The following is a 23,695-nucleotide window of genomic DNA, read 5'->3' as shown; positions in this document are numbered from 1 at the left end:
CTCTCCTCAAATGTCCCGGGGCAGCGGTTGCGGCAGGGCGTCACCGCCCAGCCCGCCCTGCTCCGGCTCGTCGAGCCAGTCGACCTTGTTCATCTTGCGCACCACGACGAACTCATCGCGGTTGCAGCCGACCGTGCCGTAGTAGTTGAAGCCCCACGCCTGCTGGGCGTAGCCGCCGATCATGTGGGTAGGCTTGAGGACCACGCGGGTCACCGAGTTGTGGTGGCCGCCGCGAGTCTTGGTGGTCTCGCTGCCCGGCAGGTTCACGATGCGTTCCTGGGCGTGGTACATCATCACCATGCCGTCCTTCACGCGCTGGCTGACCACCGCGCGGCAGGTCGCGGCGCCGTTGGCGTTGAAGACTTCGACCCAGTCGTTGTCCTCGATGCCGGCGCGTTTCGCGTCGTTCTCGCTCATCCAGATGATCGGGCCACCGCGCGACAGGGTGAGCATCAGCAGGTTGTCGCTGTAGGTGGAGTGGATGCCCCACTTCTGGTGCGGGGTGATCCAGTTCAGGGTGATCTCGGTGTTGCCGTTGGGCTTCTTGTTGAACAGCTTGTCGGTGCTGCGGGTGTTGACCGGCGGCCGGTAGCTGACGAAGCCCTCGCCGAAGGCCTGCATCCAGGGGTGATCCTGGTAGAACTGCTGGCGACCGGTGAGGGTGCGCCACGGGATCATCTCGTGGACGTTGGTGTAGCCGGCGTTGTAGCTCACGTGCTCATCTTCCAGGCCCGACCAGGTGGGGCTGGAGATGATCTTGCGCGGCTGCGCCTGGACGTCGCGGAAGCGGATCTTCTCTTCTTCCTTGGGCAGCGCCAGGTGGGCGTGCTCGCGGCCGGTGAACTTCGACAGCGCTTCCCAGGCCTTCACCGCCACCTGGCCGTTGGTTTCCGGCGCCAGGGCAAGGATCACCTCGGCGGCGTCGATGGCGCTCTCGATGCGCGGACGGCCTTGGCTGATACCGGTCTCGGTGACCTTGTGGTTCAGCTCGCCGAGCAGCTTGATTTCCTTCTCGGTGTTCCAGCCGATGCCCTTGCCGCCGTTGCCGAGCTTGTCCAGCAGCGGGCCGAGGGAGGTGAACTTCTTGTAGGTGTTCGGGTAATCACGCTCGACCACGTGCAGGGTCGGCATGGTGCGGCCGGGGACCGGTTCGCACTCGCCCTTCTTCCAGTCACTGCCGCCGAAGGGCTGCGCGAGTTCGTTGGCGGTGTCGTGCAGCAGCGGCACGGTAACCAGGTCCTTCTCCACGCCCAGGTGACCGACGGCAACCTGAGAGAACTTCTTGGCGATGGCCTTGTAGATTTCCCAGTCGCTTTTGGCTTCCCACGCCGGATCGGTGGCCGCCGACAGCGGGTGGATGAAGGGGTGCATGTCGGAGGTGTTGAGGTCGTCCTTCTCGTACCAGGTCGCGGTCGGCAGGACGATGTCCGAGTACATGCAGGTAGAGGACATGCGGAAGTCGAGGGTGGTGACCAGGTCCAGCTTGCCTTCGGCGCCTTCATCGACCCAGTCGACTTCGCCCGGGCAGGGGCCGCCGGCCTTGCCGAGGTCGTCGTTCATCACGCCGTTCTTCGCGCCCAGCAGGTACTTGAGCATGTACTCGTGGCCCTTGCCCGAGGAGCCGAGCAGGTTGGAGCGCCAAATGAACAGGTTGCGCGGGAAGTTCTGCGGGTCGTCCGGCTGTTCGCTGGCCACGCGCAGGTTGCCGGCCTTGAGCTCGCGCACCACGTAGTCCTGCACCGGGATGCCAGCGCGCTCGGCGTCGGCGAAGAGGTGCAACGGGTTGCGGTTGAGCTGCGGGGCGGACGGCAGCCAGCCCATACGCTCGGCGCGGATGTTGTAGTCCAGCGCGTGTTCGGGGAACTGTTTGGTATCGGCCAGCGGCGAGAGCACCTCGTGCATCGAGATCTTCTCGTGGCGCCACTGCGAGCTGTGCAGGTAGAAGAAGCTGGTGCCGTTCATCTGCCGCGGCGGACGGCTCCAGTCGGTGCCGAATGCCAGCGGGACCCAGCCAGTCTGCGGGCGGAGTTTTTCCTGGCCGACGTAGTGCGCCCAGCCACCGCCGCTCTGGCCGATGCAGCCGCACATCATCAGCATGTTGATGACCGCGCGGTAGTTCATGTCCATGTGGTACCAGTGGTTCATCGCGGCGCCGATAATGACCATGGCCTTGCCGTGGGTCTTGTCGGCGCTGTCGGCGAACTCGCGGGCCACCTGGATGGCACGGGCGGCCGGGACGCCGGTGATGCGCGCCTGCCAGGCCGGGGTGTAGGGCACGTCGGCATCGGTGTAGGAGGCGGCGACGTTGCGGCCACCCAGGCCACGGTCGACGCTGTAGTTGGCCATCTGCAGGTCGTACACGGTGGCGACGCGCAGGGTCTGGCCATCGGCGCCAGTGAACTCGCGGAACGGCACGCGGCGCACCAGCACCTCGTCGTTGTCCACGCCCTTGAAGTGCGGGTGCTCCTGCCCGGCGAAGTACGGGAAGCCGACGTCGCAGGCGTTTTCCGGGCCATCGATCAGGCTCAGCGCCAGGCGGGTTTCACGTTGCGTGCCGCCCTCTTTCTCCTCGATGTTCCACTTGCCCGACTCGCCCCAGCGGTAGCCGATGGCGCCGTTGGGCGAGACCAGCTCGCCACTGATTTCGTCGAGGCCGATGGTCTTCCACTCGGGGTTGTTGTCCTGGCCGAGGTTGCCGGCGAGGTCCGCCGCGCGCAGGTAGCGGGTCGGCTTGAGCACGCCTTCGGTGTGCGGTTCGAGCAGCACCAGCATCGGCATGTCGGTGTACTGGCGGCAGTAGTCGACGAAGTAGGCGCTGGGTTTCTCGAGGTGGAATTCCTTGAGGATGACGTGACCAAAAGCCATGCCCAGTGCGGCGTCGGTGCCCTGCTTGGGGTTGAGCCAGAGGTCGGTGAGCTTGGCCACTTCGGAGTAGTCCGGGGTGACGGCCACGGTCTTGGTGCCCTTGTAGCGAACTTCGGTGAAGAAGTGCGCGTCGGGGGTACGGGTCTGCGGGACGTTGGAGCCCCAGGCGATGATGTAGCTGGAGTTGTACCAGTCGGCCGACTCCGGCACGTCGGTCTGCTCGCCCCAGATCTGCGGGGACGCGGGCGGAAGGTCGCAGTACCAGTCGTAGAAGCTCAGGCACACGCCGCCGATCAGCGACAGGTAACGGGCGCCGGCGGCGTAGCTGACCATCGACATGGCCGGGATCGGCGAGAAGCCGATGACGCGGTCCGGGCCGTAGGTCTTGGCGGTGTAGACGTTGGCGGCGGCAATGATCTCGGTGACTTCGCTCCAGCTCGAGCGGATGAAGCCGCCCAGGCCGCGCTCTTGTAGCTTTTCGCCTTGGCGGAGTCCTCGACGATGCTGGCCCAGGCGTCCACCGGGTCGTTGTGGGCGGCGCGGGCTTCACGCCAGAGCTTGAGCAGCGGCTTGCGCACCTTGGGGTACTTCAGGCGGTTGGCGCTGTACATGTACCAGGAGTAGCTGGCGCCACGGGGGCAGCCGCGCGGCTCGTGATTGGGCAGGTCCGGGCGGGTGCGCGGGTAGTCGGTCTGCTGGGTTTCCCAGGTGATCAGGCCGTTCTTCACGTAGATCTTCCAGGAGCACGAGCCAGTGCAGTTCACCCCGTGGGTAGAGCGAACGATCTTGTCGTGCTGCCAGCGCTGCCGGTAGCTGTTTTCCCAGGCACGGCTTTCGTTGGTGACCTCGCCATGACCATCGGCGAATTCACCCTGCTTCTTCTTGAAGAACTGCAGGCGGTCGAGCAGGTAACTCATCGGTATCTCCTCACCCGGTCTGCGCCGGGCGTTCAAACGCTAATCAAGCTCGCGAAACGGTTCGTGGCGCGGCCAGCGGGCCTGACCGCGCTGGGAAATCAGCAGGGGCTCTCGGCTCCCTTGCGCGCGTACCACCACCAGGTGGCGACGATGCAGGTCAGGTAGTAGGCGACGAAGACGTAGAGGGCGCCCTCGGCGCTGCCGGTCATGGCCAGCGAAGTGCCGAACGCCTTGGGAATGAAGAAGCCGCCGAAGGCGCCGATGGCGGCGGAGAAACCGATCACCGCGGCCGATTCCATGCTCGCGCCCTTGGCCGCCTGGGCTTCGGTGTAACCGCCCTGCTTCAGGCGCGCGGCCCACTCGTTGCGGAAGATCACCGGGATCATGCGGAAGGTGCTGCCGTTGCCGATGCCGGCGAAGAAGAACAGCGCGATGAAGGAGCCGAGGAAGCCAAAGAAGCTGCCTGCACCGTTGGCGCCGGGCAGGAAGCTGATCACCGCGAATACGCCGGCGATCATTGCCGCGTAGTTCCACAGGGTGATGCGTGCGCCGCCGAACTTGTCTGCCAGCCAGCCGCCCAGCGGCCGGCTCAGGGCGCCTACCAGCGGGCCGAGGAAGGCGTACTGCAGCGGGTTGATGTCCGGGAACTGGGTCTTGCTGAGCATGGCGAAGCCGGCGGAGAAACCGATGAACGAGCCGAAGGTGGCCACGTACAGCCAGCACATCAGCCAGTTGTGCTTGCGCTTGAAGATCACCGACTGGTCGCGGAACGAGGCCTTGGCATCGGCGATGTCGTTCATGCCGAACCAGGCAGCCACGGAGACCACGGCAATGAACGGCACCCAGATCCAGCCAGCGTTCTGCAGCCACAGACGGGTGCCGTCGGAAAGTGTCTCCGGCTCACCACCGAAGGCGCCGAACAGCCCGCCGGCCACGGCCAGCGGCACGGCGAACTGCATCACCGACACACCGAGATTGCCCAGGCCGGCGTTCAGGCCCAGGGCGGTGCCCTGCTGGTTCTTCGGATAGAAGAAGCTGATGTTGGACATGCTGGAGGCGAAGTTGCCGCCGCCGAAGCCGCACAGCAGCGCGATGGTCGCGAACACCCAGTACGGCGTGGTCGGGTCCTGCACGGCGAAGCCCAGCCAGAGGCAGGGGATCAGCAGCGAGGCGGTGGACAGCGCGGTCCAGCGGCGGCCGCCGAAGATCGGCACCATGAAGGAGTAGAAGATGCGCAGCGTGGCGCCGGAGATCGACGGCAGCGCGGCGAGCAGGAACAGCTGGTCGTTGCTGAAGCTGAAGCCGGCGGCGTTCAGGCGCACGGTGACGGTGCTCCAGATCATCCACACGGCGAAGGCGAGCAGCAGTGCGGGAATCGAGATCCACAGGTTGCGCGCGGCGATGCGCTTGCCGGTACGGGCCCAGAACTCCGGGTCCTCCGGGCGCCAGTCGACCAGCAGCGGGCCTCTGGCGGCTTTGAGTTGGGGGTTGGCGATCATGCCCATGACGGCATTACCTCAGGAGTGGCTGGAAGGAATGGGAGAGGCGTCGACATCGGCCGCGCTGGGCTGGCCGTCGAGGCGCTGTTGCTGCTTGATCGCGTAGTGCATCCAGACCATGCACACCACGGTCAGGCCGAACAGCAACATGAAGCAGGAGGAGCGCACGCCGATGCGGTCGGCGGCGAAGCCGAACAGGATCGGCAGACAGAAGCCGCCGAGGCCGCCGATGACCCCGACCATGCCGCCGACGGTGCCCATGTTTTGCGGGTAGTAGTCGTGGATGATCCGGTACACGCTGGCCTTGCCGAAGCCCTGGGCGATGCCGACGACGAACACCAGGAAGGTGAACAGCCAGACGTTCAGGCCGATGCCGAGGCTGACGTCACCCTTGATGCCGTGGATGGTCATGGTGGTTGGCGGGTAGGAGAGGAAGAACAGGCAGACCAGGCAGATCCAGAACACGCCCCAGTTCACCGCACGGGCGCCGTAGTGGTCGCTGAACCAGCCGCCCAGGGCGCGGATCAGGCCCGACGGCAGGGTGAACAGCATGGTGATGAAGGAGGCGGTGCGCAGGTCCAGGCCGTACTCGGCGATGTAGTACTTGGGCAGCCACAGGGCCAGGGCGACGAAGCCGCCGAAGACGAAGAAGTAGTACAGGCCGAAGCGCCAGACGCGCAGCTCACCCAGCGGCGCCAGCTGCTTGGCCAGGGTCGGCCGCGGGCGGCTCGGGTCGGCGTCGCCGCCCTTGGTGTGGGCCGGGTCGGTCCAGGTGCAGAACCAGAACAGCAGCGCGGTGACCAGCATGGCCACCGAGTAGATCTGCGGAACCATGCGCCAGCCGAAGGCGACGACGATCATCGGCGCCACCAGGTTGGTGATCGCCGCGCCCGCGTTGCCGGCACCGAAGATGCCCATGGCGGTGCCCTGGCGTTCCTTCTCGAACCACGAGGAGGTGTAGGCGATGCCCACGGCGAAGGAGCCGCCGGCCAGGCCGACGAACAGGCCCAGCACCAGGTAGTGCCAGTAGAGGGTGGCGAAGGCCAGCCCGTAGATCGGGATGGCCACCAGCAGCATGTGGATGAAGAACACGCGGCGCCCGCCGAAGCGGTCGGTGATCAAGCCCAGGGGCAAGCGCACCAGCGAACCGGTAAGGATCGGCAACGCGACCATCAGGCCGAACTGGGCTTCGGACAGCCCCAGCTCTTCCTTGATGCGGATACCGATGATCGAAAACATCGTCCAGACCGCGAAGTTCACGGCGAACGCCAGTGTGCTCATGCCGAGCACGGAGTACTGTTTCTGACGGTGGGACAACATGGCTAAGCTCACTTCCTGACAGCCTTTGCCCGCACGTTAGGTAAGGACTCGCGTCCTTCTTTTGATCGTCATCAATGAGCGAAAGGGCGATTCGTGAGCAGATGCGCGCCGCTACTCCTTAGTGGGTATCTCTGAAAAGAACATATAAGCTGTTGTTTTTAAAGGCATTTAATATGAACACGGCATCCCGCCCCGAGCCCTCCGCCAGCGACCGATTCTTTGTGGGTAGTCCCCCCGCCGGACGCCCTTCCCTGCGCAAATCCATCGTCGTGCGCTTCGGCTGCTACCTCACCCTGCTGGTATCCCTGGCCCTGGCCGGTATGTTCAGCGCACTGCTGTTCGCCGACTATTCGCACCAGGATGCGGCGGTGATCAACCAGGCCGGCTCGCTGCGCATGCTCACCTACCGCCTGGCGCTGGACCCCTCGCCGATCAATCGCCAGGCCCTGCAGGCAACCCTCGCCGCACGCCTGGACAACGACGAGATCACCCGCCTGCTGCGCCGCTCGGATGCCGACGCGCCGATCCGCCAGCAGCACGCGCAACTGCGCAAGGAGCTGCAGAACCTCGACCTTTCCGAAGCGCCGGCGCTGGCGACCCTCGACACCTTCGTCAGCCACATCGACGGCTTCGTCGGCACCCTGCAGAGCAATGCCGAATACCGCTCGCAGATGCTCAGCACGGTGCAGGGGCTGTGCCTGTTCCTCAGCCTGCTGGTGGTGTTCATCAGCCTCTATGACCTGAGCTACCACGTGGTCGGCCCACTGCGCGAACTCACCACGACCGCCCGCCGCCTGGGCGAAGGCGACCTCGATGCACGGGTCAGCAGCAGCGGCGAGGACGAGCTGAGCCAGTTGGGCGAGCGCTTCAACCAGATGGCCGAGGAACTCCAGGCCAGCTACCGCGAGCTGGAAGCGCGGGTGGAAGAGAAGACCCGCGCCCTCACCAACAGCCACCAGCGCCTGGAGCTGCTCTACGACAGTGCCCGCCGCCTGGGCCAGGACCCGTATGACGAGCGCTCCCTGCAACCGCTGCTGAACCAGCTGGAGCGCGTGCTGCAGGCCGGCAAGGTGACCCTGTGCCTGAACAAGGACGGCGTCGAGCGCGCCTATTCCTCGCTGACCACCGACGGCATCACCGGCAGCTTCTGCCTGCAGGGCAACTGCGGCGACTGCCGCGCCCAGGCCGACCATTGCGGCGAGCCAAGCCAGGGCATCAATCCGCTGCTGATGCAGCCGCTATCCATCGGCGAACATCGCTTCGGCGAGTTGTTCATCGAAACCGCCAACGGCCAGTTGGAAGACTGGCAGCGGCAGTTCGTCGAAGGCTTCTGCGACAACATCGCGCGCACCTTCGCCCTGACCCTGCAGCAGGAACAGGAGAACCGCCTGGCGCTGTTCGCCGAGCGCGGCACCATCGCCCGCGAGCTGCACGACTCGCTGGCGCAGTCGCTGTCCTACCTGAAGATCCAGGTCAGCCGCCTGGCCACGCTGCTCAAGCGCGACGTGCCGCCACAGAAGATCGAGGAAACCCTCGACGAACTACGCGAAGGCCTCAACAGCGCCTACCGCCAGCTGCGCGAACTGCTCACCACCTTCCGCCTGAGCCTGGAGCAGTCGAGCCTGGAAGCGGCGCTGGTGAAGACCGTGGAAGAGTTCGCCGAGCGCGGCAACCTGGGCATCGAACTGGACAACCGCCTGGCGCACATCCCGCTCAACCCCAACGAGGAAATCCACATCCTGCAGATCGTCCGCGAGGCGCTGTCAAACGTGGTTCGCCACGCCGGCGCCAGCCACGCGAAGGTGACCCTGGGCGAAGATGCGGATGAGCAGGTATGCATCACCGTGGACGATGACGGCGTCGGCTTTGACCCAGCGCAGAGCCGCAACGGGCACTACGGGCTTAGCATCATGCGTGAGCGCAGCCAGACCCTGGAAGCCAGCTTCAGCATCGCCCCGCGCGAGCCGCAGGGCACCCGCGTCAGCGTGCGCTTCACCCACAAACCCCTGTCGCAGTACCCGGAGACCCACCCATGACGGCCACCCCCACCGATGACCGCGCGCGCATCCTGCTTGTCGACGACCACCCGATGATGCGCAAGGGCGTGATCCAGTTGCTGGAGTTCGAGGACGACCTGCAAGTGGTGGGCGAAGCCGGCAGCGGCGAGGAAGCGTTGCGCATGGCGGCGGAGCTGGAACCGGACATGATCCTGCTCGACCTCAACATGAAGGGCATGACCGGCCTGGATACCCTGCGCGCCCTGCGCGAGAACGGCGAGGACGCGCGCATCGTGGTGTTCACCGTCTCCGATGACCGCAACGACGTGATCAACGTGCTGCGCGCCGGCGCCGACGGCTACCTGCTCAAGGACATGGAACCCGAGCGCCTGCTCGAACACATCCGCCAGGCTGCCACCGGCCAGCTCACCATCAGCCCGCAGTTGACCCAGGTACTGGCCCAGGCCCTGCGCGGCGATGACCGGCCCAAGGGCATCGAGGAGCTGACCGATCGCGAGCGGCAGATCCTGCGCCAACTCGCCCACGGCTACAGCAACAAGATGATCGCGCGCAAACTCGACATCACCGAAGGCACCGTGAAGGTCCACGTCAAGCGCGTGCTGCACAAGCTGGGCATGCGCTCACGGGTGGAAGCGGCGGTGTGGGCGGTGGAGAACCATCTGGTCTGATCGCCCGCCCCGATCGTGACCGTACCTGTAGGAGCGACCAGCCCCGCAGCGGAGTCTGTTCGCGAGCAAGCTCGCTCCTACAAGGAAGCCTCTACCTCACTGGTAGTAGTCCGCTCGCCGACTTGATTCAGATCATGTCGCGCCAGCCCACGGCGGCAGGACACTGCGGGACTTACCCAGGAGGTCCCCATGCCGCCCTCGCCGAACCTGCCCCTCGTGTACTCCTGCTCCGGCTGCTCCAATCTCGCGCAATTGGCCAACGACCTCGCCCTGCGCCTGGACCGTGACGGTCTGGCGGAGATGTCCTGTATCGCGGGCGTAGGCGGCGACGTGCCGGTACTGGTGAAGACAGCCTGCTCCGGCCGGCCGATCATCGCCGTGGACGGCTGTCACCTGCACTGCGTGCGGAACTGCCTGGCGCGCCATGGCGTGAAGGCCGCGCACGAGGTCACCCTGACCGAGTACGGCCTGAAGAAACGCTACGGCCAGGACGCGCCGGTGCAGGACTTCGAGATGCTCTACGAGGAACTGCAGTTCCTCGTGCGCACCCGGGCCTGAAGCTCAGGCGTTTTCCTGCACCACCCGGCTGGCGCGGCGCATGGCGCTCCACAGCCAGGCCGGCAGGCTGTCCGGATCGAGGCTGTCGATCAGGTTCTTCACCGCCAGCCCCAGCTCGGTATCGCCCTCGATCACCAGGCGACGGCGGAAGAACAGCGTGTCCGGATCCTCCTGGCGGCCCGCCAGCAGCAGGAAGTCACGCCAGCTGCCGCGAATGGTCACGCTGGGCACGCAGGCATCGGCGAAACGCAGGCCCTTGCGGTCGTGGGTGAAACTCCAGGCCAGGCCGAGATCGCTCACTTCCAGCCGCAGCCAGTGGCCGTCGAGGATATCGAAGGCACCGTCGGCCAGCGCCTCGGCGAACAGGCGATTGGCGGCACGCTGCAGCGCCGCGCGCTGCAATCCCGACGGGACGCGCGCGGCCAGCGGCAGGAGTCGGTCGGCGGCGCGCAGGGCACCGGTTTCCAGAGTCAGCACAGGTTCACCTCATCACTGCGCAGCATGCCCGGTCGGCCATGCCAGTATCCGTTGCAACCCTCCACCGCCAGCGGCGGCGTGGCGCCCTTGCGCACGCGGTCGAAGGCCTGCACGACGTCCACCATGCCTTCCGCGCGCGGGCTCAGGCGCAGCAGGTCGGCGCCGCAATCACGCAGCGAGGCGTAGTCCGCCAGCAGGTTGCTGGACTCGCCGGACAGGGTCTGGATGCCGTTGAGCGTGAACAGCGGCATGCCTTCCTGGCTGAGCATCGGCATGCCTTCGGGGTAGTTCATGCAGCAGAACTGGCAGTCGTCCTTGGGCCGGTTCTCCGCTCGCGCGGTGAAGCAGCGCGCCGAGTAGGCCAGCGGCAGATGGCCGTAGGCGAACACCTCGGTCTCCACATCATTGATGCCCAGCTCGCGCGCCTGCTCGATCACCGCGTGGATCTGCTCGCCGAAGCACTCCACCGGTGGCACCCAGCGGCGCAGGCCAGCGGCATGCAGCTCCGCCAGCGTATGGCCGTTGTAGACATTCAACGCCGGCCCGCCGACGAACTCGACACCCAGGCCGGAGAGAATCTGCACCGCGCCCATGTCGTTGGCCTCGACCCGCAGCTCGCCGTTGGCGCACAGACGGCGCAGCGCGGACAGCTCCGAGGCCGCCTCGATCAGCGCCAGCCCCGCGATGAGAATCTGCGCCCCGCTCTGCTGCTGCAGCTCGCGCCCAAGGCCGAGCCAGTCGTCCAGCGACAGCGCCCGGCGTTTGGAGCAGACGGTCTCGCCGATAGTGATAGCGTCCAGCGGCTGCTCCGCCATCTGCGCATAGAAATCCAGGAGTGTCCGGCGGTCCCAGTAGAACAGCACGGGGCCCAGGCTGAGTTTCATCTCGATGTCCTCACTGCCAGGAGCGATGGTAGGCGCCCAGGGTCGTCTGGTGGCCTTCGGAAAGCTTGTCCAGGGCATCCTGCCACTGCGTCAGCGCACGGTAGCTCTCCGGTGCGCGTTGCCACGCATCCAGCGCCTGGCGCCAGACGCGGGTGACCTGCTCGACATAGGCCGGGCTGCGCTGCCGGCCCTCGATCTTCACCGCCGCCACACCGATCTCCGCCAACTGCGGGATCAGGTCGATGGTGTTCAGGCTGGTGGGTTCTTCCAGCGCGTGGAAGCGCTCGCCGTTGACCACGAAGCGGCCCTTGCACAACGTCGGGTAGCCGGCTGGCTCATCCGGCGCGTAGCGGTCGATCAGCACGTCGTTGAGGCGCGAGGTCAGGCCTTCGGGCTCCTCGCTCCAGCGCACCGCCTTGGCCGGCGAACAGACGCCGCAGAGATTGGGCGACTCGCCGGTGACATAGGACGACAGGTGGCATCGTCCCTCGGCCATGATGCACAGGCTGCCGAAAGCGAAGACTTCGATGGGCACCGGGCTGTTCGCCGCCACCTGGCGCACCTGCGCCAGCGACAGTACGCGCGGCAGCACGGCGCGGCGGATGCCGTAGCGCTCGTGGTAGAACGCCAGCGCCGCCACATTGGTGGCCGAGCCCTGCACCGAAAGGTGCAGCGCCAGGTTCGGATGGCGCCTGGCGGCATAGCCGAGCACCGCGCAGTCGGCGGCGATCAGCGCATCCACGCCCAGGTCGGCGGCGTGGTCCACGGCGCGTTGCCAGCGGGCCCAGCCCGCCGCGCCGGGATAGGTGTTGACCGCCACGTACATCTGCTTGCCGGCGTCGTGGATCAGGTCCACGCCCTGGCGCAGTTGGCGATCATCGAGGTTGAGGCCGGCGAAGTGCCGGGCGTTGGTGTCATCGCGAAAGCCGACGTAGATGGCGTCGGCGCCTTCGCGCAGGGCCGATTTCAAGGCGGGCAGACTTCCCGCCGGGCAGACCAGTTGCATGTTTCCCCCTGGCACTACGGAGGCCGCCGGCCCCCGCCGGCAGCCGGGAACGGCGTCAGGCGCCGAGTTCGCTGAAAGACAGGAACGGCAGCGGCTCGCCGGCGTGCAGGGTGCGCCCGGCCTCCACCACCGCCAGGCCATCGGCCCAGCTCGCCGCGCGCAGCATGGCCGAGCCTTGCTGCGGGTGCAGGCAGATGCGCGCCACGCCGCTGGCATCGAGTTCCAAGCGCGCGCGCAGGTACTGGCGGCGCGAGTTGGCGGCGGGCCAGTCGAAGCCTGCCGGCAACGTCACCGGCAGCGTCTGCACGTCACTACGCCCCTGGGCGCGCCAGAGGAATGGGCGCGCGACGACCAGGGCGGTGACCAGGGCCGCGGCAGGGTTGCCCGGCAGACCGATCCACGGTTTGCCCGAAACACTGCCAAAAGCCAGTGGCTTGCCCGGCTGCATTTTCAACTTCCACAGGTGCAGCTCGCCCAGTTCGCGGATCGCCTGCTTGAGGTAATCGCGGTCCCCCACGGAGACACCGCCGCTGGTGATCAGCACGTCCCATTCGGACGCAGCGAGGCTCAGCGCATCGCGGCTGGCCGCCAGGGTGTCGGCGAGCACGCCGTAGTCATGCACTTCGATGCCCCAACCGCGCAGCAGTGCGCCGATGCTGAAGCGGTTGGCGTTGTAGATCTGCCCCTGCGCCAGCGGCTCGCCGGGCTCGCGCAGCTCGTCGCCGCTGCTCAGCAGGCAGACCCGCAACGGCCGGTAAACCGCGACGCGATCCAGCCCGACGCTGGCCAGCAGGCCGATGTCCTGGGCGCGCAGTTTCTGTCCGGCACTGAGCAGGGCCTCACCGCTGCGGAGCTCTTCACCACGCCGGCGCACATGGCTGCCGAGGGCTACCTGGGGAACCAGCAAACGTTCGCCCTCGACCTCGCAGTCCTCCTGGGCGATCACGCTGTCGGCACCCGGTGGTAGCGGCGCGCCGGTGAAGATGCGCATGGCCTGGCCCGGTTGCAGCGCAACGTCGGCGGCATCGCCCGCGGCGATGTAGCCGGCGATCTTCAGCCGCGCGCCGGCTTCTCCCGTGTCGTCGCTGCGCAGGGCGTAGCCGTCCATCGCGCTGTTGTCCCACAGGGGCAGGTCGATGGGCGAGCGGATGTCCTGCGCGAGGACGCGACCCAGGGCGCTTTCCAGGTCGACGTGTACGGTCGGCGGCGCCACGGGAGCGAAATCCATCAGCGCGGCGATGGCCTCGTCCACCGGGCGCAGGCCGGCGCCGGAACAGCCGCAGCCGCTCACGAGCGGGTACCGCAGGCCAGCACCGGGCGCTCGGGCAGGCGCTTGAGATGAGGAACGAAATTGCAGGGCTTGGTGCGGCTGTCCAACTGCTGGACGAGGATCTTTTCCCAGGCCGTCAGGCAGGCGCCGGTGGAGCCGGGCAGGCAGCAGATCAGCGTGCCGTTGGTGATACCGGCGATGGCGCGGGACTGGATGGTGGAAGTGCCGATTTCCTCGCGGGAAATCTGCCGGAACAGTTCACCGAAGCCGTCCACGGTGCGCTCCAGCAGGGGAGCCACGGCCTGCGGGGTATTGTCACGCAGGGTGAAGCCGGTGCCGCCGGTGATCAGGCCGACCTGGACCTTGGGATCGGCGATCCAGGCCGAGACCACAGCGCGAATCTGGTAGATGTCGTCGATCACCAGCCGACGCTCGGCGAGGGCATGGCCGGCACGCTGCAGGGAGGTGACCAGGGCCTGGCCGGAGGTATCGTTGTTCAGGCTGCGGGTATCGCTGACGGTGAGGACAGCGATCTCCAGCGGCAGGAATTCCGGGGTGCTGAGATGGCTCATGAGGGGCTCTCCGATTCGGAGCAAAAAGGGCTGGCGCCAGCCTGCGCCCCTTCTCCCCTGCCGCCCATTCCTCCTCGGAGGTACTGCCCCGGCGCGTGCGGGGCATCGCCGCTCAGCAGAGACGGCGGATAAAGCGTTCCGCTTTATCCGCCCTACGTGGAGCGCCGTCGTAGCTTTCGGACAAACCGTAGGGCGCATAACGCCTCCGGCGTTATCCGCCAGCCGTCACCGGTAGAGACTGGATCAGCTCTTCCAGCGCTCGGCGGCGGCCTGATCACTGCAACGGCCCTCGACCCAGCGCGGGCCGTCGCTGGTGTCCTCCTTCTTCCAGAACGGCGCGCGGGTCTTGAGGTAGTCCATGACGAAGTTGCAGGCATCGAACGCTGCCTGCCGGTGGGCACTGGCCGCGCCGACGAAGACGATGGGCTCGCCCGGTTCCAGGCGGCCGATGCGGTGGAGGATTTCCAGGCGCAACAGCGGCCAGCGCTGGTTGGCTTCCACTTCGATCTTTTCCAGCGCCTTCTCGGTCATGCCGGCGTAGTGCTCGAGGAACATGCCGCCCACTTCGCGCCCATCGTTGAAGTCGCGCACGTAGCCGACGAAACCGACCACCGCGCCCACGCCGACATTGGCGGCGTGCATCGCATTGAGTTCGGCGCCCGGATCGAACGCCGCGGGCTGGACGCGGATCGCCATGGGCTCAGCCTCCGGTAACGGTGGGGAAGAACGCCACCTCGTCGCCATCGGCGAGGGGCTCATCCAGGGAGCACAGCTCCTGGTTGCGTGCGCACATCAGGTTCTGCTCGCCGAGCACGTCCCAGGCGCCGCCGCGCTCCAGCAGCACGCGCCGCAGGTCGTCGAGGCTGGCCAGGGAAGCGCTCCAGTTCAGTTGCTCGCCATCGAGACCGAGGGCTTCGCGGTAACGGGCGAAGTACTGCACGCGGATCATGGGGTGTCTCCTGCGGAACTGTCTGTCGCCACGTAATGGCCGCTCTTGCCGCCGAGCTTCTCCAGCACCCGCACGCTGTCGATGGTCATGCCGCGGTCGACGGCCTTGCACATGTCGTAGATGGTCAGCGCAGCGACGCTGGCGGCGGTCAGCGCTTCCATCTCCACGCCGGTCTGCCCGGCCAGCTTGCAGCGGGCGACTATGTGCACGGTGTCTTCACCCTCGGCGGCCAGTTCGACCTTGACGCTGGTGAGCAGCAGCGGGTGGCACAGCGGAATCAGTTCATGGGTCTTCTTGGCTGCCTGGATGCCGGCGATGCGCGCCACGGCGAACACGTCGCCCTTGGGGTGGCCGCCGTCCTGGATCAGTTGCAGGGTCGCCGGGAGCATGCGCACCCGGGCTTCGGCCACGGCTTCACGGGACGTCACGGCTTTTTCGGTGACATCGACCATATTGGCGCGGCCCTGGGAATCGAGATGGGTCAGCACGGGTGGGCACTCTCCGGAGAATCAGGGGAACAGTTTAACCCCGACACGCGGGGCTGGCAGACCGGCGAGCGGCGCGTTGGGGGGAGGATTGTATACAAGAAGAGGTATGCGCGGGCTACCGCCGGCGTCGCCAGGGTTCGCGAGCAAGCTCGCTCCTACAAGAGCATGTCGCGCCGGACCTTGGGGAGCGAGCGTGCTCGCGAACAACCTGGAAGCAGGAATAAAGAGGCCCGCCAGATGGCGGGCCCTGTTGAGTGGGTGGAAGTGGCCTACATGTGCGCTTCGGCGAACTCTGCCAGCACCGAGCGCGGCACCCCTTGCAGGGTCACGTGCACGCCGTGGGGGAAGTCCTTGAAGCGTTCGGTCAGGTAGGTCAGGCCGGAGCTGGTGGCCGACAGGTAGGGGGTGTCGATCTGCGCCAGGTTGCCCAGGCAGATCACCTTCGAACCGTTGCCCGCCCGGGTGATGATGGTTTTCATCTGGTGCGGGGTGAGGTTCTGGCACTCGTCGATCAGGATCAGGCTCTGCTGGAAGCTGCGGCCGCGGATGTAGTTCAGCGATTTGAACTGCAGCGGCACCTTGCTGAGGATGTAGTCGACGCTGCCGTGGGTGCACTCGTCGTCCGAATGCAGGGCCTCGAGGTTGTCGGTGATCGCGCCGAGCCAGGGCTCCATCTTCTCCGCCTCGGTGCCGGGCAGGAAGCCGATGTCCTCGTCCAGGCCCTGCACGCTGCGAGTCGCGATGATGCGCTTGTAGCGTTTGGTGACCATGGTCTGCTCGATGGCGGCGGCCAGGGCGAGGATGGTCTTGCCCGAGCCGGCAGCGCCGGACAGGTTGACCAGGTGGATGTCCGGGTCCAGCAGCGCATACAGCGCCAGCGACTGGTACACGTCGCGCGGACGCAGGCCCCAGGCTTCCTGGTGCAGCAGCGGCTCCTGGTGCAGGTCGAGGATGGTCAGCTCGTCCTGGTCGATGCCCTTGATCCAGCCGACGAACCCCTGCTCATCGACGATGAACTCATTGATGTGCACCGCCGGCAGGTTGTCGGTGAGTTGCACGCGGTGCCAGGTGCGCCCGCGGTCCTGGCGGGTCTCCACCTTGCTGACGCGGTCCCAGAACGATCCGCTCAGCGAGTGGTAGCCACGCGACAGCAGATTGATGTCATCGACCAGCTGGTCGGTGTGGTAGTCCTCGGCAAATACCCCGCAGGCACGCGCCTTCAGGCGCATGTTGATGTCCTTGGTGACCAGCACCACGCGCTTGCTGCTATGGCGACTCTTCAGCTCCACCAGCTGGTTGATGATCTTGTTGTCGTTGAGGTGCTCGGGCAGCCAGGTGATCGGCTCGGCGCGCTTGCTCATGAGGATCGACAGGCTGCCGCAGGGGCCGCTCTTGCCGCGCTGGATGGGCACGCCATCCTCTACCTGCTCGGGCGAGGCTTCGCCCAGTACCGAGTCGATCAGACGGATCGCCTGGCGACATTCCGCGGCCACGGTGTGTTTGCCGGTCTTGAGCTTGTCCAGTTCCTCCAGCACCGTCATCGGGATGGCGACGTGGTGCTCCTGGAAATTCAGCAAGGCGTTGGGATCGTGGATCAGGACGTTGGTGTCGAGGACGTACAGGGTGGGCTGGGTGGGGCGGGAGCGTCCGTGGTCATCCATACGCGGGTCACCTCTTGTGGGGGCGTTCGACGGAATGCCGCTACAGCGCTCCGCCGCGCTGCGAACCACCTGCTCTCGAAGCCTGGGATCAGGGCAGGAATCGAGAGAACTGCAAGAAGAGGACGGGCCGGGCCGGGGCCGCCACCTGTCTGCAGGGTTCGGCGGTCTACGTCTCAACAAATACAGGAAAAAACATGACGATAAAAAGTCTTTTTCCTTCCTAAGGAAGTTTTTTTCGTCGTACGACGAAATACCTTGGCGAGGGCCTCGGACAGCGCTAGTTTTAGGGGTCCCACCTCCCGCGTTTCCCTGCCTTTCCCTCGACGGATCAGTCCCTTAGCCCTTCGCCACAGCAACTTGCGCCGCGCCAGGCCCTGCCTCTGCGTCCGCGCCCTCCTCTATAGAGAGGCTAATCGTCCCCATAGGTGGAGCCAACGCCCGCGACTCCTTACAATCGCCGCTCGCTTGTAGGAGACCGCACGATGCTGATGGTGATTTCCCCCGCCAAGACCCTGGACTACGACACCGCGCCGGTGACGCAGCGCTTCACCCTGCCCGAGCACCTGGACGACGCGCAGGAGCTGATCGGCATCCTGCGGGAACTGGCCCCGGCACAGATCGCCGAACTGATGCACCTGTCGGACAAGCTGGCCGGCCTCAATGCCGCGCGCTTCGGCAGCTGGCACCCGGAGTTCACCCAGGCCAATGCCAAGCAGGCGCTGCTGGCCTTCAAGGGCGACGTCTACACCGGCATGCAGGCCGAGGACTTCAGCGAAGACGACTTCGATTTCGCCCAGCAGCACTTGCGCATGCTTTCCGGCCTTTACGGCGTGCTGCGGCCGCTGGACCTGATGCAGCCCTACCGCCTGGAGATGGGCACCAAGCTGGCCAACGCCCGCGGCAAGGACCTCTACGCCTTCTGGGGTGAGCGCATCAGCGGCTGGCTGAACGAGTCCCTGGCCGAACAGGGCGACGATGTGCTGCTCAACCTGGCCTCCAACGAGTATTTCGGCGCGGTGAAGCGCAAGGCGCTGAACGCGCGGGTGATCGACACCGAGTTCAAGGACCTGAAGAACGGCCAGTACAAGATCATCAGCTTCTACGCCAAGAAGGCCCGCGGGATGATGGCGCGCTACGTGATCAAGGAGCGCCTGAGCAACCCCGAAGGCCTGAAGGACTTCAACTACGCGGGTTACGCCTACAGTGCCGAGCACTCCAAGGCGGACCAGCTGGTGTTCCTGCGCGACCACGCCGACGACTAAGTTGCCCCACCTGCTGCACCGAACGGGAGCCCTGAGGCTCCCGTTTTCGTTTCGATCCCCCCTTCCTGTCGGGCGCGCGAGCTTCGGTGGGGCGCCTCGATGGTGCGGTGACGCCGGTTACTGAGCCCGCACGCCCCGCAAAAACCTGCCTGATACCAAGTGGCCTGTAAGCCATTGACCATGGAACTGCTCGGTCACGGGGGCCTGAACTGTACGTTTACTGCTCAAAACACCCCCTAATGTCCACACAGTGGAAATGGTCAAAATGACCGTTCGTCTGCTTCGGGATTAATCGTGAGAAATTTTTTCCGCCATCCGAACCGACCGGATGGATGGAAATCGTCCCGATTCGCTCCTGCCCTTGTAATCCATTGGCCATTAACAGCCCTTGGCCATGACATGCATTTCACGATTGCACTTTGCAAGAGAGAAAGCTGAACGGCAGCTGAACGAATGTCTTACCGACGATACACGGTCGTTTTTAACGAAAAATTCAATGGAACTTTTCCCGACCATGCACTTTGCACTGGAAAGGCCAAGTCGCGAATGGCCATTAATCCAGCATCAAGTGATATCAATTGGATATTTCAAATCATTTCCGAGGCGGGATGAGCGGAAGGAACTAACCGCATTTGAGATAAATCCTATTTGCGCAACGATCATCGACGGCGACCAGAAAGTGCCTCGGTGAGAAATCGGAGATTAGGTTCCAAGGTTATTTCGATTGGCAATCAGCGATTGAACTAAGCACCTAACCCAATGAAAAAACTGAACTTTTCAGATGACGAGGCAATCATCTAACCAGACTTGAGCACGCCAGGACGGAGAGCGCACCAACTTTGCAATCCGCCTGAAACATAACAGGGCAACTATTAAAAGTTCGCCCCAAGACTGTGCTCGAAAGTTTAGCACTCGATTCCCATGCCTGCCTGGAAGGAAGTACGGAAGAACTCGAAAGAGCATCTTCCGAGGGTTCTTGCACCCTTTTAAAAACGCCCACGGGGCAACTTAAACAGTTCGACCATTGAAGAGGTGAATGCGATGCGTATCAGCATCTTTGGTCTTGGGTATGTTGGCGCAGTATGTGCCGGCTGCCTGTCCGCACGAGGCCATGAAGTCGTTGGGGTGGATGTCTCCACCACCAAGATCGATCTGATCAACAACGGGAAGTCGCCCATCGTCGAACCGGGCCTGGAGCTTCTGCTGGAGCAAGGCATCCGCACCGGTCGCCTGTCGGGCACCACCGACTTCAAGAAGGCCGTACTGGACACCGACGTGTCGTTCATCTGCGTCGGCACCCCGAGCAAGAAGAACGGCGACCTCGACCTGGGCTACATCGAGTCCGTGTGCCGCGAGATCGGCTACGCCATCCGCGAGAAGAAAGCGCGCCACACCGTGGTCGTGCGCAGCACCGTGCTGCCGGGCACCGTGAACAACGTGGTGATCCCGATCATCGAGGACTGCTCGGGCAAGAAGGCCGGCGCCGACTTCGGCGTGGGCACCAACCCGGAGTTCCTGCGCGAATCCACCGCGATCAAGGACTACGACTTCCCGCCCATGACCGTCATCGGTGAGCTGGACGCCCAGACCGGCGACCTGCTGGAAGAAATCTACCGCGAACTGGACGCGCCGATCATCCGCAAGACCATCGAGGTCGCGGAGATGATCAAGTACACCTGCAACGTCTGGCACGCCGCCAAGGTCACCTTCGCCAACGAGATCGGCAACATCGCCAAGGCAGTCGGCGTCGACGGCCGCGAGGTGATGGACGTGATCTGCCAGGACCGCAAGCTGAACCTCTCGCGCTACTACATGAAGCCCGGCTTCGCCTTCGGCGGCTCCTGCCTGCCCAAGGACGTCCGCGCCCTCACCTACCGCGCCAGCCAGCTGGACATCGAACACCCGATGCTCGGCTCGATCATGCGCAGCAACCAGCACCAGGTGCAGAAGGCCTTCGACATCATCGCCGCCCACGGCAGCCGCAAGGTCGGTCTGCTCGGCCTGTCGTTCAAGTCCGGCACCGACGACCTGCGCGAAAGCCCGCTGGTGGAGCTGGCCGAGATGCTCATCGGCAAGGGCTACGAGCTGCAGATCTTCGACCGCAACGTCGAGTACGCCCGCGTCCATGGCGCGAACAAGGAGTACATCGAATCGAAGATCCCGCACGTTTCCTCGCTGCTGGTCTCGGACCTGGACGCGGTCGTGAAGTCCTCCGACGTGCTGGTGCTGGGCAACGGCGACGAGCTGTTCGTCGACGTCGTCAAGCAGGCGCCCGAGGGCAAGAAGGTCGTCGACCTGATCGGCTTCATGCCGAGCGTCACAGACGACCGCGCCGAAGGCATCTGCTGGTAATTGGGTTTCGATTGGCTGCGCGTCGGCCCGGTGTCGTTGGAGAGGAACTCGGAAATGCTCATTCACTTCAGTGAACTCCGCTTCCTCGTCCCTCTCCGCCTAACCGGACTCTAGCTCGCTCAATCGAGTCCATGCCTTCAGAACCCCAAAGCGCCGGTTACCGGCCCGCCCAGGCGGACCGGTAACCAAGCCCCACCAGACGGATAGACGACGATGGAAACCTACAAACGAGTGATCGGTGAAGCCACGGGCTGGCTGGTCTTTCTCAGCCTGCTGATGCTGCTGGCGCTGATGGTGCCACCGACCGTATTCGACGCCGAGTCCAAGGACTTCCTGCTGCTGATCGGCGCGGTCGGTATCTGGCGCTATTCCATGGGCGGCCTGCACTTCCTGCGCGGCATGCTGTTCCTCTACCTGGTCTACCCGCACTACCGGCGCAAGGTCCGCAAGCTCGGCGACGCGGCCGACCCGTCGCACGTTTACCTGATGGTCACCAGTTTCCGCATCGACGCGCTGACCACCTCCATGGTCTATCGCTCGGTCATCGAAGAAGCCATTGCCTGCGGCTACCCCACCACCGTGGTGTGCTCCATCGTCGAGATGTCCGACGAGGTGCTGATCAAGCAGCAGTGGCAGAAGCTCAACCCGCCGGACCACGTCAAGCTCGACTTCGTGCGTATCCCCGGCACCGGCAAGCGCGACGGCCTGGCCCACGGCTTCCGTGCCATCTCCCGCCACCTGCCGGATGAACACGCGGTGGTCGCGGTGATCGATGGCGACACCGTGCTCGAACCCGGCGTGGTGAAGAAGACCGTGCCCTGGTTCAAGCTCTTCCCCAACGTCGGCGGCCTGACCACCAACGAATTCTGCGAAGTGCGCGGCAGCTACGTGATGAGCGAGTGGCACAAGCTGCGCTTCGCCCAGCGCCACATCAACATGTGCTCCATGGCCCTGTCCAAGCGCGTGCTGACCATGACCGGACGCATGTCGGTATTCCGCGCTGCCGTAGTCACCGACCCGGACTTCATCACCGACGTCGAAAGCGACCACCTCGACCACTGGCGCCTGGGCCGCTTCCAGTTCCTCACCGGCGACGACAAGTCCAGCTGGTACAGCCTGATGCGCCTGGGCTACGACACCTTCTACGTGCCGGACGCGGCGATCAACACGGTCGAGCACCCGCCGGAGAAGAGCTTCATCAAGGCCAGCCGCAAGCTGATGTTCCGCTGGTACGGCAACAACCTGCGGCAGAACTCCCGCGCCCTGGCCCTGGGCCCGCAACGCCTGGGCTGGTTCACCAGCGTGGTGCTGTTCGACCAGCGCCTGTCGATGTGGACCTGCCTGCTCGGCCTGGTCGCCGCGATCATCGCCAGCATCAAGTACAGCATCGCCTTCCTGCTCATCTACCTGCTGTGGATCGGCATCACCCGCTTCGTGCTGACCCTGCTGCTGTCGCTGTCGGGCCACCACATCGGGCCGGCCTACCCGGCGATTCTCTATTACAACCAGATCGTCGGCGCCCTGGTGAAGATCTACGTGTTCTTCCGCCTCGACCAGCAGTCCTGGACCCGCCAGAACACCAAGCTCGATCGCGGCCTGGCCAGCTTCCAGCGCTGGTTCAACACCTGGTCCTCGCGCGCCATGACCTTTTCCGCGGCCAGCGTTTTCGTCGCCGTACTGCTGACCATCGTCTGAAGGCTCCCTTTAGCCACGCCCCTTTTAGCTACGAACAGGACTCGACCCCATGAATACCGCCGTCAACGTCAATGTCGTGCATGAATCCGAAGCCCAGCGCCAGCACGCACGGGTCAAGCTGCCCGCGCGCATCCGCTACATCGGTGGCAACCGCGAAGGCGTCGATGCGCGCCTGCTGGACCTGTCCGCCGGCGGTTTCGCCTTCAGCTCGGCGAACAACACCCCGGTCCAGGTCGGCGACCTGCACAAGGGCAAGCTGCTGTTCCAGATCGACAGCATCAGCTTCTCCCTGGAAGTGGAATTCCAGGTGCGCTCCTACGACCGCGACAGCGGCCGCGTGGGGTGTGAGTTCCAGCACCTGAAGCCGCGCGAGATCGCCGCCCTGCGCTACCTGATCACCTCCTACCTGGCAGGTGAAGTGATCAGCGTGGGCGACATGCTCAACACCCTGCAGCGCGAGAATTTCACCAAGGCCCGCAAGCACGGCGCAGGTTCGGGCGGCATGGGTTTCTTCGGGCGCTTCCGCGCGGTCACCGTGAGCACCGCGATCTTCGTGGTCGGCGTCGGCGCCTTCGCGGTGATCCTCAACCAGATCTACAACCTGTACTTCGTCACCCATGCCGATTCGGGCGTGGTCAGCGTGGCCAACCAGCAGATCACCATGCCCCGCGAAGGCACCGTGGAAAGCCTGGTCGAACCCGGTGCTGAAGTCGCCAAGGGCGCGCCGATCGCCTCCTTCTCCGCCAACCTGCTGGACCTGCTCAAGGGCAACCTGACCGAAGAACAGCTCAACCCGAGCAACATCGAGAAGCTCTTCGGCCACCAGATGAAAGGCACCCTGACCAGCCCGTGCGATTGCCGCGTGGTCGAGCAGCGCGTCGCCAACGGCCAGTTCGCCAACAAGGGCGACGTGATCTTCACCCTGACCCCGCGCGACAGCACCGCCACCGTCGAGGCGCGCTTCCCCTACCGCAACGCCGCCGAGCTGTCCCCTGGCACCCACGTGAACTTCCAGGTCGCCGGCGACAGCGAAGTACGCGGCGGCCGCATCCTGCGCACCGCACCGGTGGACGGTGACCTGTCCTCGGAAATCCGCGTGCAGATCACCCCCGACCAGCCGCTCGACAGCCAGATGGCTGGCCGCCCGACTGAAGTCAGCATCGGCGGCCTGCCGGGCCGCACCCTGCTGAACAAGGCGATGGCCCTGGCCACCGCTCGCTAAGAGGACCGCCCG

18 protein-coding genes and 1 pseudogene are annotated in these 23,695 nt (G+C 65.2%); 7 read left to right on the top strand and 12 right to left on the bottom strand.

Annotation, left to right across the window (positions count from 1 at the left end; genetic code table 11):
- Positions 1 to 6: 6 nt before the first annotated feature.
- The 3 genes and pseudogenes from A9513_RS34580 to A9513_RS34570 all read right to left on the bottom strand — a co-directional run bounded on the left by A9513_RS34580 (position 7) and on the right by A9513_RS34570 (position 6,601).
- A pseudogene (locus A9513_RS34580) lies at positions 7 to 3,782 on the bottom strand (nitrate reductase subunit alpha).
- A 98-nt stretch (positions 3,783 to 3,880) separates the two neighbouring features.
- Positions 3,881 to 5,287, bottom strand: coding sequence for a NarK family nitrate/nitrite MFS transporter (locus A9513_RS34575; RefSeq protein WP_065086687.1), 1,407 nt, complete (start codon positions 5,285 to 5,287; stop codon positions 3,881 to 3,883).
- 12 nt (positions 5,288 to 5,299) lie between these two features.
- A complete protein-coding gene (locus tag A9513_RS34570) occupies positions 5,300 to 6,601 on the bottom strand; it encodes a NarK/NasA family nitrate transporter (protein WP_054909138.1) in 1,302 nt (433 codons plus the stop codon).
- A 173-nt stretch (positions 6,602 to 6,774) separates the two neighbouring features.
- Here A9513_RS34570 and A9513_RS34565 point away from each other — a divergent pair, with 173 nt between their 5' ends.
- From A9513_RS34565 to A9513_RS34555, 3 genes are all read left to right on the top strand, one after another.
- Positions 6,775 to 8,637 (top strand): histidine kinase, encoded by a 1,863-nt coding sequence (locus A9513_RS34565; protein WP_024765828.1) that lies wholly within the window; start codon positions 6,775 to 6,777, stop codon positions 8,635 to 8,637.
- Entirely contained in the window at positions 8,634 to 9,287 is a 654-nt protein-coding gene (narL, locus tag A9513_RS34560) for a two-component system response regulator NarL (RefSeq protein WP_024765829.1), read from the top strand. The genes A9513_RS34565 and narL overlap by 4 nt, the downstream gene beginning before the upstream one ends.
- Positions 9,288 to 9,476: 189 nt before the next feature.
- Positions 9,477 to 9,845: a putative zinc-binding protein gene (locus A9513_RS34555; RefSeq protein WP_024765830.1), complete on the top strand. Its 369-nt coding sequence runs from the start codon at positions 9,477 to 9,479 to the stop codon at positions 9,843 to 9,845.
- 3 nt (positions 9,846 to 9,848) lie between these two features.
- Here A9513_RS34555 and A9513_RS34550 read toward each other — a convergent pair whose 3' ends face one another.
- From A9513_RS34550 to A9513_RS34510, 9 genes are all read right to left on the bottom strand, one after another.
- Positions 9,849 to 10,322, bottom strand: a complete 474-nt coding sequence (locus tag A9513_RS34550) for an SCP2 domain-containing protein (protein ID WP_065086686.1) — start codon at positions 10,320 to 10,322, stop codon at positions 9,849 to 9,851.
- Complete coding sequence (locus A9513_RS34545) at positions 10,316 to 11,206, bottom strand: U32 family peptidase (RefSeq protein ID WP_065086685.1); 891 nt, start codon at positions 11,204 to 11,206, stop codon at positions 10,316 to 10,318. The genes A9513_RS34550 and A9513_RS34545 overlap by 7 nt, the downstream gene beginning before the upstream one ends.
- 10 nt (positions 11,207 to 11,216) lie before the next feature.
- Positions 11,217 to 12,212: a peptidase U32 family protein gene (locus A9513_RS34540; RefSeq protein ID WP_065086684.1), complete on the bottom strand. Its 996-nt coding sequence runs from the start codon at positions 12,210 to 12,212 to the stop codon at positions 11,217 to 11,219.
- Between the two features lie 55 nt (positions 12,213 to 12,267).
- Complete coding sequence (gene glp / locus A9513_RS34535; RefSeq protein WP_065086683.1) at positions 12,268 to 13,503, bottom strand: gephyrin-like molybdotransferase Glp; 1,236 nt, start codon at positions 13,501 to 13,503, stop codon at positions 12,268 to 12,270.
- On the bottom strand, positions 13,500 to 14,054 hold the full coding sequence (gene moaB / locus A9513_RS34530; RefSeq protein ID WP_065086682.1) for a molybdenum cofactor biosynthesis protein B: 555 nt from the start codon (positions 14,052 to 14,054) through the stop codon (positions 13,500 to 13,502). Before moaB ends, glp begins: the two co-directional genes overlap by 4 nt.
- 243 nt (positions 14,055 to 14,297) lie before the next feature.
- Complete coding sequence (gene moaE, locus A9513_RS34525; RefSeq protein ID WP_037015984.1) at positions 14,298 to 14,750, bottom strand: molybdopterin synthase catalytic subunit MoaE; 453 nt, start codon at positions 14,748 to 14,750, stop codon at positions 14,298 to 14,300.
- Between the two features lie 4 nt (positions 14,751 to 14,754).
- A complete protein-coding gene (locus A9513_RS34520) occupies positions 14,755 to 15,003 on the bottom strand; it encodes a MoaD/ThiS family protein (RefSeq protein WP_065086681.1) in 249 nt (82 codons plus the stop codon).
- Positions 15,000 to 15,491: a cyclic pyranopterin monophosphate synthase MoaC gene (gene moaC / locus A9513_RS34515; protein WP_024765837.1), complete on the bottom strand. Its 492-nt coding sequence runs from the start codon at positions 15,489 to 15,491 to the stop codon at positions 15,000 to 15,002. Before moaC ends, A9513_RS34520 begins: the two co-directional genes overlap by 4 nt.
- Before the next feature lie 269 nt (positions 15,492 to 15,760).
- Positions 15,761 to 17,152 carry a PhoH family protein gene (locus A9513_RS34510; protein WP_024765838.1) on the bottom strand — a complete coding sequence of 464 codons (1,392 nt, stop codon included), beginning with the start codon at positions 17,150 to 17,152 and terminating at the stop codon, positions 15,761 to 15,763.
- A gap of 482 nt (positions 17,153 to 17,634) precedes the next feature.
- Here A9513_RS34510 and yaaA point away from each other — a divergent pair, with 482 nt between their 5' ends.
- The 4 genes from yaaA (at position 17,635) to A9513_RS34490 (ending at position 23,683) form a co-directional block, all read left to right on the top strand.
- The gene (gene yaaA, locus A9513_RS34505; protein WP_024765839.1) at positions 17,635 to 18,414 is read left to right on the top strand and encodes a peroxide stress protein YaaA; all 780 of its coding nucleotides are present in this window, start codon (positions 17,635 to 17,637) and stop codon (positions 18,412 to 18,414) included.
- Positions 18,415 to 19,455: 1,041 nt separating this feature from the next.
- A complete protein-coding gene (algD, locus tag A9513_RS34500; RefSeq protein WP_065086680.1) occupies positions 19,456 to 20,766 on the top strand; it encodes a GDP-mannose 6-dehydrogenase in 1,311 nt (436 codons plus the stop codon).
- 213 nt (positions 20,767 to 20,979) lie between these two features.
- Positions 20,980 to 22,461, top strand: coding sequence for a mannuronan synthase (alg8, locus tag A9513_RS34495; RefSeq protein WP_065086679.1), 1,482 nt, complete (start codon positions 20,980 to 20,982; stop codon positions 22,459 to 22,461).
- Positions 22,462 to 22,510: 49 nt separating this feature from the next.
- A complete protein-coding gene (locus A9513_RS34490; RefSeq protein WP_054910083.1) occupies positions 22,511 to 23,683 on the top strand; it encodes an alginate biosynthesis protein Alg44 in 1,173 nt (390 codons plus the stop codon).
- Positions 23,684 to 23,695: the final 12 nt, after the last annotated feature.

This window comes from Pseudomonas sp. AU12215 (genome assembly GCF_001675465.2).
In the GTDB taxonomy this organism is placed as follows: domain Bacteria; phylum Pseudomonadota; class Gammaproteobacteria; order Pseudomonadales; family Pseudomonadaceae; genus Pseudomonas; species Pseudomonas nitroreducens.
The sequence above is the reverse complement of the archived record's forward strand: the minus strand, read 5'-3'. Positions and strand labels throughout refer to the sequence as shown.

Excerpts from the sequence above, each read along its gene's own strand:
- A9513_RS34555 (WP_024765830.1), top strand. The coding sequence starts at position 9,477 with ATGCCGCCCTCGCCGAACCTGCCCCTCGTGTACTCCTGCTCCGGCTGC.
- moaB (WP_065086682.1), bottom strand. The coding sequence starts at position 14,054 with ATGAGCCATCTCAGCACCCCGGAATTCCTGCCGCTGGAGATCGCTGTC.
- A9513_RS34520 (WP_065086681.1), bottom strand. The coding sequence starts at position 15,003 with ATGATCCGCGTGCAGTACTTCGCCCGTTACCGCGAAGCCCTCGGTCTC.
- A9513_RS34510 (WP_024765838.1), bottom strand. The coding sequence starts at position 17,152 with ATGGATGACCACGGACGCTCCCGCCCCACCCAGCCCACCCTGTACGTC.
- A9513_RS34565 (WP_024765828.1), top strand. The coding sequence starts at position 6,775 with ATGAACACGGCATCCCGCCCCGAGCCCTCCGCCAGCGACCGATTCTTT.
- algD (WP_065086680.1), top strand. The coding sequence starts at position 19,456 with ATGCGTATCAGCATCTTTGGTCTTGGGTATGTTGGCGCAGTATGTGCC.
- yaaA (WP_024765839.1), top strand. The coding sequence starts at position 17,635 with ATGCTGATGGTGATTTCCCCCGCCAAGACCCTGGACTACGACACCGCG.
- A9513_RS34545 (WP_065086685.1), bottom strand. The coding sequence starts at position 11,206 with ATGAAACTCAGCCTGGGCCCCGTGCTGTTCTACTGGGACCGCCGGACA.
- A9513_RS34540 (WP_065086684.1), bottom strand. The coding sequence starts at position 12,212 with ATGCAACTGGTCTGCCCGGCGGGAAGTCTGCCCGCCTTGAAATCGGCC.
- narL (WP_024765829.1), top strand. The coding sequence starts at position 8,634 with ATGACGGCCACCCCCACCGATGACCGCGCGCGCATCCTGCTTGTCGAC.
- moaE (WP_037015984.1), bottom strand. The coding sequence starts at position 14,750 with ATGGCGATCCGCGTCCAGCCCGCGGCGTTCGATCCGGGCGCCGAACTC.
- alg8 (WP_065086679.1), top strand. The coding sequence starts at position 20,980 with ATGGAAACCTACAAACGAGTGATCGGTGAAGCCACGGGCTGGCTGGTC.
- A9513_RS34575 (WP_065086687.1), bottom strand. The coding sequence starts at position 5,287 with ATGGGCATGATCGCCAACCCCCAACTCAAAGCCGCCAGAGGCCCGCTG.
- A9513_RS34570 (WP_054909138.1), bottom strand. The coding sequence starts at position 6,601 with ATGTTGTCCCACCGTCAGAAACAGTACTCCGTGCTCGGCATGAGCACA.
- A9513_RS34490 (WP_054910083.1), top strand. The coding sequence starts at position 22,511 with ATGAATACCGCCGTCAACGTCAATGTCGTGCATGAATCCGAAGCCCAG.